Genomic DNA, 14,102 nt, shown 5'->3' on the forward strand with positions numbered 1-14,102 from the left:
GGGGGGGACGGGTGGGGTCTCTGGCCATGGCGGTAAGGTTAACTTTAGTAATCGTGCCAACATAGAAACTAGTGGTGTAGAGGCGTATGGCGCCCTGTTGCAAAGTGTAGGCGGCGGCGGCGGTGCTGGAGGCAATGCCGTAGGGGTTGCCATGTCATTCATTCCTAAGTATTCAGCCAGTGCGGCTATTGCTGTGGGTGGCGCCGGCGGTACGGGGGACAGTGGCGGGGACATTGAAGCCAGCAACCTGTCGTCTATTAAAACCTTGGGTAACGGGGCCAAAGTGCTGCTGGCGCAGAGTGTTGGAGGCGGTGGTGGCACAGGCGGTTCAGCAGGTACCTTTAGCTTTTCAGCCAGTCTAGGTACATCGCTGTCGTTAGCCGTCAGTGTAGGGGGCAGTGGTGGTGCTGGTGGCGGTGGCGGTGCAGTACAGGTAAACAATGAAGGCGTACTAAGTAGTGTCGGACATCATGCAACAGGTATTCTGGCGCAGAGCGTGGGCGGCGGTGGAGGTGTGGGTGGTGGTGCTACAGCAAGGGCAGTAGCGTACGGTGCTAAGTCTTTTGCAGGGGCGTTATCCATTGGCGGTAAAGGTGGCTCGGGCGGTAATGGTGGCACGATTACTCTGACGCAAAAAGGCACAGTCATGACCACTGGCGATGCCGCCTTGGGTGTGGTGGCGCAAAGTGTAGGCGGAGGTGGTGGCAGTGGTGGTTTAACACACGGCGATACACGGGCCGATAGCGCGAACATTGCTATTGTGCTTGGCCGTCGTGGTGGCAGTGGTGGTGATGGCGGTCAAGTTACGTTTACGCAGAGCAAGCAGGCCACGATCACAACATCAGGGATTAACAGCGATGCTGTGGTGCTACAAAGTGTAGGTGGCGGCGGGGGCGTGGGTAGTGCGTTAGGCGATAGCAATATGCCGCCATGGCCAGAGCCTATTCCTATTCCGGGTGGCAACGGTCTCCCGCAACATCAAGGCTATAGCGGGAGCTTGACATTGGCCTTAGGAGGCCAAGGCGGCGCGGGCGGTAAAGCGGGCACAATCACGGCATCACAAAGCGGCATGATTACGACCATAGGTAGACAAAGTATAGGTTTATTGGCGCAAAGCGTGGGTGGCGGCGGTGGCCGTAGTGGCAGCAGTGCGTCTTCTGCGCCCGGCGGTGATTTATCGTTGGCACTGACTCTAGGTGGTAAAGGGGGGAGTGGTGGTGATGGCGGCAGCATTACGTTGACGCAGGATGGCACCATCAGCACACAGGGTTTGGATAGTGCGGCCGTAGTGGTGCAAAGCATAGGTGGTGGTGGCGGTAATGCGTCCAGCACCGAGGCGGGTCAATCTGCAGGGAAAATCGGTGTCAATGTGGCTTTAGGCGGTGGTGGAGCCAGTGCGGGGCACGGTGGCACAGTGTTGGTCACGCAGTCTGGCAAGCTATTAACCCAAACGGGTGATGGCTTGATTGCGCAAAGCATAGGCGGTGGTGGCGGTGTGGCCGGTACGGTGCATGCTGGCCTAGAGGTAGACGAACTGAATAACCTAATTGAAGGGAATGCACCCGGTAGAGGTGCTGCGTTTACCCTAGCGATTGGTGCCAACGGTGGCAAGGGTGGAAATGGCGCTAAGGTTACGGTAGAGCAACGAGGCACGATCGAAGTAGGGGGCGACACGCGTGCTGCAGCGACGCTGCAAAGCATAGGTGGTGGTGGCGGGATGGGGGCGATGGCATCTACCTATTTCAAAACCTCTACTATTGCGCCTGCTGGTGAAAAGATTCAGGTATCGATGGCGGTGGGGGGTAAAGGTGGTAGTGGTGGTGATGGTGGCGCTGTTATCTGGAAGCAAGATGGAACAGGGCTTGTGAAAGCTATTGGGAAACTGGGGGATGCTCTACGTTTGCAGAGCATCGGCGGTGGTGGCGGTGTGGCCGGTGGGGTAGCGGTAGGTGCGCAGACTTCGGACCACGGAACAAAGGTTCGTGTAGATAACGCACTGATTTCTATCAATGGTAAAGGCGGTGCTGGCGGTCATGGTGCTCTGGTCGACGTAGAAAATGCCAAAGGTTCTAGCTTGATCACGACTGGTGAGGGTGGTATTGCTATTGTTGCGCAAAGCATAGGTGGCGGCGGTGGATTGACACAAGCGGTCTATCAACAGGGTATCAATAAAACCAGTATTAACCTGGGTGGTGGAAAGGGCGATGGTGGGCAGGTGACACTGGCACAGCATGGCTTTATTAATAGCTTTGGTGATGCTGCACATGGCGTCTTAGCTCAAAGTATAGGTGGTGGCGGTGGCGCGGCTCGTGTCATCGGGGCAACCAGCATAACCACGGCCTTTAACGATACGGTAGCGGGTCAAGGTAATGGCGGTAAAGTCTCGGTGACGTTGGGTGAGCAAGCCGTTATTAGTACTCAGGGCAAAGGTGCTTATGGTGTGCTAGCGCAGAGCATCGGCGGTGGTGGTGGTTATGTCAACACAGGGACAGCCATGGGCCCTACAACGGGCACACTCGTGCAAACCCGGGCAGGTAATGGCAATGGTGGCGACGTATATGTAGCCATGAGCGGCAACGTACGTACTGTAGGCGAGAATGCGACGGCAGTCTTTGCGCAAAGCGTGGGCGGCGGTGGCGGTATGGTAGATGGCGTCGTGGGTAGGGCTGGTGAAGATGGCCAAGGAAGCGGTGGTAACGTCACTGTTCAGGTAGGCGGGGACGTCGGAGCATTGGGTAAAAATGCTTCGGCAATCGTAGCGCAAAGCGTGGGTAGTACCGCTGGTGTGTTGGCTGTTCAGGTACTGAAAGATGCCATGGTGTACGGCGGATCTGACGAGGCTGAAGCCATTAGATTGATGGATGGCGGAAGCAATAAGGTAGAGATTGCGAGCGGTGCAACGGTGAGCGCGTTATCCGGCGTAGCGATTCGCTCTGTGCGTGGTGACGGGACGCAGGTGACGAACCACGGCACCTTGCAAGGCTCTGCGATCTTCGCACAGAACACGACCAACAGCATCGACAACTATGGTTCGCTGTATGCAGGAGAACAACTGCAACTACATGGTGGTACGGTGAAGAACAGCGGTGTGCTGTACGTAGGGGCGACCGCAGGTACGATGAGAACCACCATGTTGGGGGGAAGCTATGTGCAACGTGAACAAGGTAGCTACGCCCCTACAGTGGACTTTTTGGGTAACACCGCGGGTCTGCTCCAGATAAGGAAAACGGCGGATTTAAGCGGTGCTATTGCTGTTCAAGGGGTGAATCATCTACCCGGCGAACACCAATTCACGGTGCTGCAAGCCACCGATGGTTTAACGGTAAACAAAGGCTTTTACTCTAAAGGAAATGCGGTATTTGATTATCCCGTGCAGCAAGTCGGGAATACGCTGACCGTAGGTTTGGTGGCGGACTTCAATAAACATAATGCGTTGATGTCCGAAGAGCAGGCCGAGTTGTCCCAATATTTGGGACGTAAATGGGAGGCGGCAGAAGCACAGATCGCGGCAAACAACGCGCAAAAATCGGCAGCACCACAACGTAGAATGGCGATGATGGCGGCTGCACCCGTAGCAACAGGGGCTGCGGAACAACCGGGGCAAGCGTATGTGCATGTGTTTGACACCCTGGCCTTGGCCGATAACACGCAAGCTTATGCGCAAGTGTTAGATCAAATTGCTAACGATGCGATACAGGCGCCTGTGGCCATTTTGCCGTTGGCAAATCGTATGTTCCTAAATAGAACCATGAGCTGCCCCTCTACCGATGTGGGTGAGCCGCAGTCGCAAGAGAAATCGTGCTTCTGGGGGGACATACAGGGTAATTGGCTAGACCGTAGTGCCCATCACGATGATTCGGGCTTTGACTACGACTCGGTACGCTACATTATTGGTGGGCAGCAACCGTTGGGCAATGGCTGGGTGGCAGGTGGTGGCGTGTCGTACGAGCGCGCGCATGGTAAAGCCAAAGATATCGCACTACGCACTCGCGGCGATAACTTTAGCAGTATGGCCTTTGTACGTAAAGTGAGTGGCCCTTGGTCTTATGCCGGGGCTTTAAGCGCTGGCTATGGTAATTACAATACCGATCGTACGGTTGTTACCGCGCAAGGTGTGATTACGCCATCGGCTGATTGGGATGCACACTTTGTGACCCTACGCTTACAAACGGCCTACACTCATCAGCTAGATGGTTTCTATATCAGACCTGCTGTGGATGTGGATGTCATTTACCAGCATGTACCGTCCTACTCTGAAAAAGGTGGTGGGGCCTTTAATTTGGCCTTTGATAGCACCAGTGATGTGCGCACGATGATTAGCCCCTCGGTAGAGCTGGGAGCACGCATAGATAAAGATAAATATGTGTTGCGCCCATATGTGGGGTTGGGTGTGAACTGGATGCCCAGCAACGATTGGGAAACCGATGCGCGTTTAAAACACGATAACAGTGGCGATAGATTCCATTTATCGCAAAGCCTACCTTCTGTTTTTGGTGAGTACAAAGTGGGTATGGATATTGATACAGGCAGTGATGTAGTGCTGCGTGCCGAATGGCGTCAACGCTTTGGGGATCGCTATAACGACAGGTCCGCTCAGTTGCAGTTAGGGGTGAAATTCTAACTGAAACACGCTACAAAAAAGCCCCGCAGTCAGTAGTTGCTGTGGGGCTTTTTTATTGTCGCAATATGTAGAGAGGGGCATGCACGTTATGCTTGTGGATCAACCTCTCTAAGCGCGGCCTCCATCCATTTTTGCATGGCGGGTAGGGCTAGAACCTGATCTATCCATGCTTGGCAGAGGTCGCTTACAGGCAGCTTGTAGTTGCGAACACGCAGAGCCACAGGCACAAAAAACGCATCCACCGTCGTGAATCGTCTGCCTGCTAAAAATGGCCCCGAGAAGCTTTGCAAACCGCTTTCCCATAGTTCCACAATGCGTGCCAAGTCTTTAGCCAGCGCCTCGTCTATATGCTGTATGGGGGTTTGTGGCCTACAGTTCATGGGGCATTGGCTGCGCAAGGCGTGAAAGCCCGGATGCATTTCGGCTGTTGCACTACGTGCCCACACCCGGGCGGATTTGTTTTGTGGCCATGCAGCAGGGTAGGCTTCGGCAATGTGCTCACAAATAGCTAGGGAATCCCACACCAATAGCTCGCCGTCTTGCAAACAAGGTACTAAGCCGGTGGGCGAGAATTTTTTGAACTTTTCATAACTATTGCCGCTCTTGCCGTAGGTAGTGAAAGTTTCTACCACTTCATGGAAAGGAGTGCCCAACATTTTTAGCAGAATCCAAGGGCGTAGCGACCAGGACGACAAGTTTTTATTAGCAATGTAGAGTGTGAGCATCGTTAACGTTGTTGAAAAAATGTAGGAAAAGTCAGGAAATAGTGAAGCACAAATAGATTACAGAATTCGCTCTAGTACCTCTCCGGGTAAGCCCATTTCTGTACTACGGTATTAGCGTGTGCCTTGGTGGGCTTTTAGCTGCTGTTCGCGTTCGTGAGCAGCTAGTTTCTGGTTGTCTGGGTTGCTGGCGTAGTCTAGCCATTCGATGATGATGGGGTGGTCATCTATGGCGCTAGCCTCACGTGCCAGTTGCAGAGCCTTGTCAACATTAATAGGCATGCAGATGCCACTGAAATAATGCTGAGATAGCATGACTTTTGGGTGGGCTAACTGCATATCGCTGCCGCGTCTTAACCAGTTTTGACCTGTCTGTACCACGCTGCAATTGGTGTAGTGATAGCCTATTTCGTAGTAGATCCTACCCAAGGCCATAATAGATTCTTCGTCGCCTTGTTCTGCTGCCTTAGCAACAGCCAACAACTTTTCTACGCTGATGGGCATATCAGGGTAAAAATTTTGCATTGCCGTTAAATAGCGTATGTCGGGATTACCACCGGTGATAGTAGTGCTTAATACCTGTTCGCCCGTAGGGCCGTTATAGTTCGCACCACATGAGCGTGGATAAGGCCCTTGGGGCTTTAAGCATTCGGCTTGCTCCGCAAAATGATCAGAGAGCGAGCAACCTGTTAAAACGCTTAGGCTCACAACGAGTAATAGCGTGATTTTTGAGAGTAAGGAGCTAAACACGTAGAAGAAAAATAAGAGCTATATAGGAGATAGTTACAAGTTTAAATATATAGCATTTTTATGCTTTGTTTATTTGGAAACTATACGCAACAAGTCTGCAGGATTTTCCAAATAGGCTAATTAAGCTATGTGTGCCGCTAATTTTATGTTTGATAGAGATATGGAAGCGGAATATAAAAAAGCCCCTGTGTAGGGGCTTTTTTAGTGTTGTCAGTCTAGCTTAAGCAACTGGTGTGCATTTGGCCTGCACTTCGCGTTGGCGTTGCTCAAACTCACGGCGTAGTTCGCGTCTGACTTGTGCGGCCAGAAAACGGCGTTTTTCATCATCAGTTTGTGGCTGTATCGTAGGCACAGCTATGGGCTTACCGTTTTCAACCGCCACCATGGTGAAGAAGCAGCTATTCACGTGGCGTACTACACCGCTGCGAATATCTTCGGCAATCACCTTAATACCGATTTCCATGGAAGAGGTGCCCGTGTGGTTAACGCTGGCTAAGAAAGTAACCAGTTCACCCACGTGAATGGGTTGCTTGAATGTTACCTGATCCACGCTTAACGTGACCACATAGCTCTTGGCGTAACGGCTGGCACAGGCGTAGGCCACTTGGTCCAGCAGTTTAAGAATGGTGCCACCATGCACGTTCCCGGAAAAGTTCGCTGTATCGGGAGTCATCAATACAGTCATGCTTAATTGGTGGGCGGGCAAATCCATTGTGTAAGGTCCTTGTTTGAATGCAAATAACGATGCCGAATCAGTGAAAGGGCATCGTTAACGAAGAAAATAACAGTAGGGCAAAGGCAGCTAACAGCTGCGCCATCGTTAGGCCCATTATAGGCCACAGCCCGCATAGGCAGGCTGGGCGCACGATGTTTTGCTAGGAAGTGATGTGAAAAATCCTCAAGCCTTAGTTCACCACGATCAGCACAGTGCTATCTACTGTATTGGCCTTAATGTCATCAACGGTGGTGCTAACGGCTTTGCAACCAAAGTTTTGGTATAAGGCTAATTGATCATCGTAATGTGGGCTTTTTGTGCCATTGCGATCAATGAAACCGCTTTGGCCGGGAGGCATGGCATCGCAAAACTCTACGGTGTCGCCTAGGAACACAATACGGTTGTTTTCAGTGCCACGGTTTTGATAGCCCGTGAAACTGAAGGTATTGCCCTCGGTTGTTTGTGGGGTGCCGGTAAAGTTTCTATCGCTAAACTTATGTACGGAGCTGCTTAGTTTCCAGTTAGATATATCCGCGCCATGTTCCGTGCTTAGGCGTTGGTAGGTATTTTCTAGGGCTTGTTGTATGACCTCGCTAGAGGGGTGTTGGGCAAAGAAGTTATAACGATTGGCGTCGGGGCTCTGTTCTAACGCCAACGCACGCAGCAACACTTTGGTGCCCATGCTGAGGTTAATAGAGCCTGGGTTGGGGCCGGTGGTAGTAGCGAAGCCAGTATTGGTGTAGCTGGCTTTATGGGCTTCGGGCAGAGCAGGTACTAAGACCAGTTTGTACATTTCCTCTAGCCAAGTTTTGAAAATCAAACGCTCTGGGCCGTTATTCATGCCTTGGCCATCATCGGTTTCTAAACCATCCCACGCCACTAATAAAGTTGTCATGTCGTGCGCAGGGCTAGTGGTTGGCTGCGCGGCAGCTGCGTTTTGTAGATGTGGCTGGAAATAGCGCCAGTTCACATCGTGATACGAGGCCTGGCGGTTGAAGTCCCAAATCTCTTGCACCGTAAAGGTGTCTTTTTCCGCAAACTGCACGTTCAATTCGTTAACCCTATCCCCATAGGTCCAGTAGTACGCATCGGTATTGGTTTTATCGGGGGCGGGGCGGTTATTCCAGTTGCTTAGGTAGCCTTGTTGCGGGTTGTAGGCTTTAGGGGTGGCGCTGGCTGCTGCATGGATACCGGTGTCTCAGCCGTAGTGTTGGGCACTGTTGTAGGGGAATGAGGATCATTCACCCATAACAATTCATTGAAAATACGCTGTGCTTGCTCTTTGCCGTGCTTGGCTTCTAGGTCGTTCAATAAGCTTAAGGACCCCATTTCCAAGTTCACATCGGAAAAACGGTTTGCCATGGAGCCCACCCAAATCATCGCTACATCGAAGGCCGATATAGGGGTAGGGCGGAAGTCAAAGTCTACGTATTCTTTGGGTAATAACGCAGGGTTTTTAAGCACCTTGGCTAAATAAGCGTTGTAGCCATCGGCGTAGCCTTGAAAGATGGCGGCATCGTCTGCTGATAACGCGGCTAGCTGTGTGTGGATGGATTCAGGGTTAAAGTTGCGACGCACGTTAATGTCGTAGTTTAGGTAGGCGTTGTTATCGCCCGCACCTAATACCTCAGCAGTAGTACCTACAAAGGAGCGGCGCGCCATATCCAGTTGGAATAGGCGGTCTTCTGCAACCGCATAGCCGTAGCCGTAAAACAGTCCATAGTTGTTGTCAGAAAAAACATGCGGCACGCCATAGGCATCCCTATTGATTTCTACGGTTACGGGCGCCGCATAAGCGGCACTTAACAGGGTACTAGCCAATAAACTCAAACCAAAAGCCGTTTTCTTCAAAGCAGAGGATCGCACTCGTTGTCTCCATGCGCTATAGGGGTATAGCGGTTAATACATTACTTATTTTTGATTAATTAGAGTAATTCTGTAATGTTTAAACGTGAAATAAGGGCTTGTACTAGTTGTTCTACTTTTGCATGCACTATGCGTTTCGTGTTTTCTATGGGCTTGTCAATAATTCAACAATAGTTGTATTATTGATTTATGAAAGAAGCTCAAGTACTCAAATCCTTATCCGCACTGGCTCATGAAGCGCGTTTGCGCGTGTTTAGGGCATTAGTGGTGGCCGGCCCCGATGGCCTTACGCCTAGCACACTCGCCGAGAAATTAGACATCGCACCAAATGCGTTGTCGTTTCATTTAAAAGAGCTGGCATACGCCGAATTAGTGACCCAAGAGCGTCAGGGGCGCAACGTACTGTATCGCGCAACGTTTTCTGCCATGAACGAATTGCTAGCGTATTTGCTGGAGAACTGCTGCCAAGGTGCTGCGTGTTTACCTGATGTGAGTATCTGTCAGGTGACACACGATCACAAAACCTCTGGCGATCAGGAGTAACTAACCTATGTTGATCGCCATTCTGATTTTTATTTTTACCTTGTCGTTGGTTATCCTACAGCCGCGTGGGTTGGGTATAGGGTGGGGAGCCTTGCTGGGCGCGGCGTTAGCACTGTCGTTTGGGGTGGTGCAGTGGGCCGATATTCCTGTCGTGTGGGGCATTGTGTGGAATGCGACCGCCACCTTTATTGCCGTCATTATCATCAGTCTGCTGTTAGATGATGCGGGCTTCTTTGAGTGGGCAGCGTTGCATGTGGCCCGTTGGGGGCGAGGCAGCGGTCTTAGGCTATTTGCGCTGATTGTTTTGCTGGGCGCGGCCGTGTCTGCCTTGTTTGCTAATGATGGGGCTGCGCTCATTTTGACACCCATTGTCATGGCGATGTTGGTGGCGATGGGGTTTTCAGCGGCGGCAACATTGGCGTTTGTGATGGCAGCAGGTTTTATTGCGGATACTGCCAGCTTGCCGTTGATTGTGTCTAACTTGGTCAACATCGTTTCGGCGGACTATTTCAACATAGGCTTCAATGACTATGCTTCGGTGATGGTGCCAGTCAATATGGCATCAGTAGTCGCAAGCCTTGGCGTGTTGCTTTTGTTTTTCAAGCGCGATATCCCTCAACACTACGATATGGCTCAGCTTAAATCTCCCTCGGCAGCCATCAAAGACCCCCTGACTTTTAAGGCCGGCTGGGCAGTGCTGCTCTTGTTGCTGGTGGGGTTTTTTGCATTAGAACCGGTAGGGGTTCCCGTGAGTGCGGTAGCGGCTGCTGGTGCAGCACTGCTACTGATTGTGGCGGCGCGTGGCAGCGTGATTAGCATCCAAAAAGTACTGCAGGGTGCGCCATGGCAAATTGTGGTGTTCTCGTTGGGTATGTATTTAGTGGTGTATGGCTTGCGCAATGCGGGCCTAACGGACCATATCGCCGTGTTGCTCAATAGGTTTGCAGAAGGTGGCGTATGGGGTGCCGCGATGGGTACCGGTGTCTTGTCAGCGCTCTTGTCTTCGGTCATGAATAATATGCCTACCGTGCTAACAGGGGCACTGTCTATAGAGGCGTCTACTGCAAGTGGCGTGATCAAAGAAGCCATGATTTACGCTAACGTCATTGGCAGCGATTTAGGCCCTAAATTTACCCCTATTGGCAGCTTGGCAACCTTGTTGTGGCTGCATGTATTAGCCAAAAAAGGTACCACCATTGGCTGGGGCTACTACTTCAAAGTAGGCGTGGTGCTTACGGTTCCAGTTCTGCTAATTACGTTGGCGGCACTCGCCGTGCGTTTAGGTGCTGGCTTGTAATGTTGCAAAGGAAATAACGTCATGACGAATATCACTATTTATCACAACCCAGCTTGTGGCACGTCCAGAAATACCTTAGCCATGATTAGGAATAGCGGTGTTGAACCCACAGTAATCGACTACTTGCAGACGCCTCCTACTAGGGAAACCTTGGTGGGCTTAATTGCGGCAATGGGTGTTCCTGTGCGTGACGTATTGCGCCAAAAAGGAACCCCATACGATGCCTTGCACTTGGATGATGCTGTATGGACCGATGAGCAACTTATAGATTTCATGGTGCAGCATCCTATTTTGATGAATAGGCCCATTGTGGTGACCCCTATAGGGACCAAGTTATGTCGACCTTCCGAGGTAGTGCTGGATATATTGCCGCAACCGCAACAGGGAGCATTTGTGAAAGAAGACGGTGAGGCCGTTATTGATGAAAAAGGACAGCGAATTGTTAAGCCCTGATGTACCCAACGTAGACGAACAGCTGTTTGCTGCACCTGATCTATCACGTTTGTTTCCTAGCGAACATGCGAAGCACGCCCCCCGCATACTGCTGTTGTATGGCTCTATACGCGAGCGTTCATACAGCCGATTGGTCACCGAAGAAGCTGCACGCTTATTGCAAAAAATGGGAGCCGAAACCCGTATTTTTGACCCACGCGGGTTGCCGCAGCCCGATGGGGCTACAGAGGATCACCCTAAAGTCAAAGAACTACGCGATCTTGCACAATGGGCAGAAGGAATGGTGTGGACGTCGCCCGAGCGGCATGGCGCCATGACCAGCATTTTGAAGGCACAGATTGATTGGATACCGCTGTCGGTAGGTGCAGTTAGGCCCACACAAGGTAAAACCTTGGCTGTGATGCAGGTGTCGGGCGGCTCGCAATCGTTTAATGCGGTGAATCAAATGCGTGTGCTTGGGCGTTGGATGCGCATGCTGACTATCCCTAACCAATCGTCGGTAGCAAAAGCGTACTTAGAATTTGATGAGGCAGGCAGAATGAAGCCATCGTCTTACTATGAGCGTATTGTGGATGTGATGGAAGAGCTGATGAAGTTCACCTTGCTGACTCGTGATTGCGCGGGCTATTTAGTAGATCGTTACAGTGAAAGACGGGAAAGCGCTGAACAGTTGTCGGCACGTGTTAACCAGCGCAGTATCTAACTTTTATGCTTTTACACCGTACGCATGTCACCATCATTTTAGGTATTGCGCAGACGCTGGCGTGGGCGTCTTCGTACTATTTGTTGGCGGTGTTGGCCACACCTATTAGTCAAAGCATAGACATCTCGTATTCGTTGGTGTTTGCGGCATTTTCTACTGCCTTGTTGGTGTCTGCCGCCATAGGACCTATTGCGGGACGGCTCATAGACCGTTTTGGTGGGCGGCCAGTATTAATGGCTAGTAATCTGGTGTTTGCTGCTGGGTTGTTACTGCTTAGCCAAGCCACGCAAACTATACATGTGTTTGTGGCATGGGCAATCATGGGTGTGGCCATGGGCAGCGGCTTGTATGAAGCCGCTTTTTCAGCGGTGGTACACCTGTATGGGCAAAAAGCGAGGGGGGTGATTACCGGTATCACCTTATTTGCGGGGTTTGCCAGTACGGTAGGCTGGCCGCTTTCTGGCTATTTAGAAGGTGTGTATGGGTGGCAAACGGTTTGCCTAGTCTGGGCGGCGTTGCATGTGCTGGTAGGGCTGCCGTTAAATGCGTGGTTATCGCAAGCCAGTCCAGAAAAAGTCGCTTCTACCCGCAGCGCAGACACTAGCTCTGAGGTTGAAGCCACCAGCAGCTTGGCGAATAAAAACCGCCGTAGAAATGCTTACTTGATGGCGTATGTATTTGCGGTGTCATGGTTTATTAGTACGGCGATGGCAGCGCACTTGCCGCAAGTATTACAAGCCAGTGGGGCCTTGTTGGTGGTAGCCATTGCCGCAGCGGCTTTAGTAGGGCCCGCACAAGTAGCAGGGCGTTTGCTGGAATACGGGTTTTTGAAGCATTCACATCCGTTGCTGTCGGCTCGTTTGGCCATTCTGGCCCACCCCGTGGCTGCATTATGTTTAGGGGTGTTTGGCGCGTCTGCCGTCTACGTGTTTACGATATTCCATGGTTTGGGTAATGGCATTTTGACCATTGCCATTGGCACCTTACCGCTAAAAGTGTTTGGCGAACACGGTTATGGGCAGCGACAAGGGTGGTTAATGGCACCCGCTCGCGTGGTGCAAGCAGGATCACCATTTTTGTTTGGGTTAGCGTTGGCAAGTTGGGGTAGCCAGGCCCTGTGGTTATCGGCGTTGTTAGCCTTAAGCGCGTTCATAGCATTATGGGCGATGCGCGTCGATACGCAGCCTAGTGAGTAGCGTTGTATGCCGCACAATGAGCAGTTTGAGGCTGTCAAAATGCAGTAAGCTCATAAGATCTCTTTTGCCTTGTAAAGCCCTAGCTATGAGCCATGTTTATTTTGCCAATATTCGCTGGCAGCGCCAGAGTGATGAAGTGTTTTCCGATAACCGGTACAGCCGTTTGCACCACTGGACTTTCGATGAAGGGGTAAGTATTCCCGCATCGTCCTCTGTGCATTCTGTGCCGTTGCCGTATTCCACATTAGCGGCAGTTGATCCAGAGGAAGCATTGGTGGCCGCGGTATCCAGTTGCCATATGCTGTGGTTCTTAGGGATCGCAGCAAAGAAGGGCTGGGTAGTAGATAGCTACGACGATACACCGCAAGGTAGCATGGGTAAAAATAGCCACGGCAAAATGGCGATTACTGCGATTGTGCTAAAACCCAAAATTGTGTTTTCTGGCAACTACGAGCCCACACCGGCAGAGATAGAAAAAACGCACCATCAAGCACACGAAAACTGCTATATCGCGCACTCTATTGTGGCTACCGTAACCGTGGAAAGTTGAAAGCGCGGTATAGTTTCACGCTATGTCTGAATCAGCGAAGTCCACTCGTCCCACCTGCGTGCGTTGCAAGCGCCCGTTGTCTCACTGTTTGTGCGCACACATCAGCGTTGTACCTAACCGTACGCGCGTGTTGGTGCTGCAGCATCCGGATGAACAAAAGCACCCATTAAACACAGCTCGTTTGGCTGTGTTGGGGTTGCAGCATGCCGAGCTATGGGTAGGGGAGCATTTCGCTCAGCTTGAAGAAACGCTGTCTACTGTGGATTCGGCGTGTTTGCTGTTTCCTGCACAAGAAGGTTGTGCTGTACAGCCCTTAGCGGCTATAGCGCCTGAGCAGTCATCGCTGTTGATTGTGCCGGATGGCACGTGGCGTAATGCACGCCAAATTATTAGGTCTAACCCCGTGTTACGTGGCTTACCGCACCTAAGCTTAGCCTTGGGGGAACCTTCTTTGTACCGTGTGCGTAAGGCAAGCGAGCCGGCTGCCGTAGCAACGATAGAAGCCATTGTGCGTACGCTAAGCGTGCTTGAGCCAGAGCAAGATTTCCAGCCCTTACTTGCGCCCTTTACCGTATTGGTTGAACAGCAGATTCAAGCGATGGGGCCAGAGGTTTATGCCCGTAATTATCAACGGGGTTAGTGGTAAATCATCATGACCCATTATGGGCCATGATGACGTAGTAGGG

General features: G+C 51.6%; 13 protein-coding genes. 8 read left to right on the plus strand and 5 right to left on the minus strand.

Features of this window, described 5'->3' with window-relative positions:
* The first annotated feature begins 151 nt into the window (after window positions 1-151).
* Window positions 152-4,621: an autotransporter outer membrane beta-barrel domain-containing protein gene (locus tag GY634_RS16205; protein ID WP_207625632.1), complete on the plus strand. Its 4,470-nt coding sequence runs from the start codon at window positions 152-154 to the stop codon at window positions 4,619-4,621.
* 86 nt (window positions 4,622-4,707) lie between these two features.
* On the opposite strand, the gene GY634_RS16210 is transcribed toward GY634_RS16205, so the two are convergent.
* The 5 genes from GY634_RS16210 to GY634_RS17285 form a co-directional block, all read right to left on the minus strand.
* On the minus strand, window positions 4,708-5,346 hold the full coding sequence (locus GY634_RS16210; protein WP_166409769.1) for a glutathione S-transferase family protein: 639 nt from the start codon (window positions 5,344-5,346) through the stop codon (window positions 4,708-4,710).
* 111 nt (window positions 5,347-5,457) lie between these two features.
* The gene (locus tag GY634_RS16215; RefSeq protein WP_166409770.1) at window positions 5,458-6,051 is read right to left on the minus strand and encodes an SEL1-like repeat protein; all 594 of its coding nucleotides are present in this window, start codon (window positions 6,049-6,051) and stop codon (window positions 5,458-5,460) included.
* 262 nt (window positions 6,052-6,313) lie between these two features.
* The gene (locus GY634_RS16220; RefSeq protein ID WP_166409771.1) at window positions 6,314-6,805 is read right to left on the minus strand and encodes an acyl-CoA thioesterase; all 492 of its coding nucleotides are present in this window, start codon (window positions 6,803-6,805) and stop codon (window positions 6,314-6,316) included.
* 193 nt (window positions 6,806-6,998) lie between these two features.
* On the minus strand, window positions 6,999-7,997 hold the full coding sequence (locus tag GY634_RS17280; protein WP_242683744.1) for a penicillin acylase family protein: 999 nt from the start codon (window positions 7,995-7,997) through the stop codon (window positions 6,999-7,001).
* Window positions 7,940-8,674 carry a penicillin acylase family protein gene (locus GY634_RS17285; protein ID WP_242683738.1) on the minus strand — a complete coding sequence of 245 codons (735 nt, stop codon included), beginning with the start codon at window positions 8,672-8,674 and terminating at the stop codon, window positions 7,940-7,942. The genes GY634_RS17280 and GY634_RS17285 overlap by 58 nt, the downstream gene beginning before the upstream one ends.
* Before the next feature lie 189 nt (window positions 8,675-8,863).
* On the opposite strand from GY634_RS17285, the gene GY634_RS16230 reads away from it, so the two are divergent.
* The 7 genes from GY634_RS16230 to GY634_RS16260 all read left to right on the plus strand — a co-directional run bounded on the left by GY634_RS16230 (window position 8,864) and on the right by GY634_RS16260 (window position 14,056).
* Window positions 8,864-9,217 carry an ArsR/SmtB family transcription factor gene (locus tag GY634_RS16230; RefSeq protein WP_166409772.1) on the plus strand — a complete coding sequence of 118 codons (354 nt, stop codon included), beginning with the start codon at window positions 8,864-8,866 and terminating at the stop codon, window positions 9,215-9,217.
* 7 nt (window positions 9,218-9,224) lie between these two features.
* The gene (locus GY634_RS16235) at window positions 9,225-10,514 is read left to right on the plus strand and encodes an arsenic transporter (RefSeq protein WP_166409773.1); all 1,290 of its coding nucleotides are present in this window, start codon (window positions 9,225-9,227) and stop codon (window positions 10,512-10,514) included.
* 21 nt (window positions 10,515-10,535) lie between these two features.
* Complete coding sequence (arsC, locus tag GY634_RS16240) at window positions 10,536-10,967, plus strand: arsenate reductase (glutaredoxin) (RefSeq protein ID WP_166409774.1); 432 nt, start codon at window positions 10,536-10,538, stop codon at window positions 10,965-10,967.
* Complete coding sequence (gene arsH / locus GY634_RS16245; RefSeq protein ID WP_166409775.1) at window positions 10,936-11,670, plus strand: arsenical resistance protein ArsH; 735 nt, start codon at window positions 10,936-10,938, stop codon at window positions 11,668-11,670. Before arsC ends, arsH begins: the two co-directional genes overlap by 32 nt.
* Window positions 11,671-11,675: 5 nt before the next feature.
* Entirely contained in the window at window positions 11,676-12,866 is a 1,191-nt protein-coding gene (locus tag GY634_RS16250) for an MFS transporter (protein WP_166409776.1), read from the plus strand.
* 85 nt (window positions 12,867-12,951) lie between these two features.
* Entirely contained in the window at window positions 12,952-13,416 is a 465-nt protein-coding gene (locus GY634_RS16255) for an OsmC family protein (protein WP_166409777.1), read from the plus strand.
* A 22-nt stretch (window positions 13,417-13,438) separates the two neighbouring features.
* Window positions 13,439-14,056: a tRNA-uridine aminocarboxypropyltransferase gene (locus GY634_RS16260; protein ID WP_166409778.1), complete on the plus strand. Its 618-nt coding sequence runs from the start codon at window positions 13,439-13,441 to the stop codon at window positions 14,054-14,056.
* Window positions 14,057-14,102 lie beyond the last annotated feature (46 nt).

It is taken from the genome of Paenalcaligenes suwonensis, from assembly GCF_011290505.1.
GTDB classification, from domain to species: Bacteria; Pseudomonadota; Gammaproteobacteria; order Burkholderiales; family Burkholderiaceae_B; genus Paenalcaligenes; species Paenalcaligenes suwonensis.

What these genes read in the sequence shown, in the direction of transcription:
- GY634_RS16250 (WP_166409776.1), top strand. Translation starts at nt 11,676, where the DNA reads ATGCTTTTACACCGTACGCATGTCACCATCATTTTAGGTATTGCGCAG.
- GY634_RS16220 (WP_166409771.1), bottom strand. Translation starts at nt 6,805, where the DNA reads ATGGATTTGCCCGCCCACCAATTAAGCATGACTGTATTGATGACTCCC.
- GY634_RS16260 (WP_166409778.1), top strand. Translation starts at nt 13,439, where the DNA reads ATGTCTGAATCAGCGAAGTCCACTCGTCCCACCTGCGTGCGTTGCAAG.
- GY634_RS16210 (WP_166409769.1), bottom strand. Translation starts at nt 5,346, where the DNA reads ATGCTCACACTCTACATTGCTAATAAAAACTTGTCGTCCTGGTCGCTA.
- arsH (WP_166409775.1), top strand. Translation starts at nt 10,936, where the DNA reads ATGAAAAAGGACAGCGAATTGTTAAGCCCTGATGTACCCAACGTAGAC.
- arsC (WP_166409774.1), top strand. Translation starts at nt 10,536, where the DNA reads ATGACGAATATCACTATTTATCACAACCCAGCTTGTGGCACGTCCAGA.
- GY634_RS16230 (WP_166409772.1), top strand. Translation starts at nt 8,864, where the DNA reads ATGAAAGAAGCTCAAGTACTCAAATCCTTATCCGCACTGGCTCATGAA.
- GY634_RS16255 (WP_166409777.1), top strand. Translation starts at nt 12,952, where the DNA reads ATGAGCCATGTTTATTTTGCCAATATTCGCTGGCAGCGCCAGAGTGAT.
- GY634_RS16205 (WP_207625632.1), top strand. Translation starts at nt 152, where the DNA reads ATGTCATTCATTCCTAAGTATTCAGCCAGTGCGGCTATTGCTGTGGGT.
- GY634_RS16235 (WP_166409773.1), top strand. Translation starts at nt 9,225, where the DNA reads ATGTTGATCGCCATTCTGATTTTTATTTTTACCTTGTCGTTGGTTATC.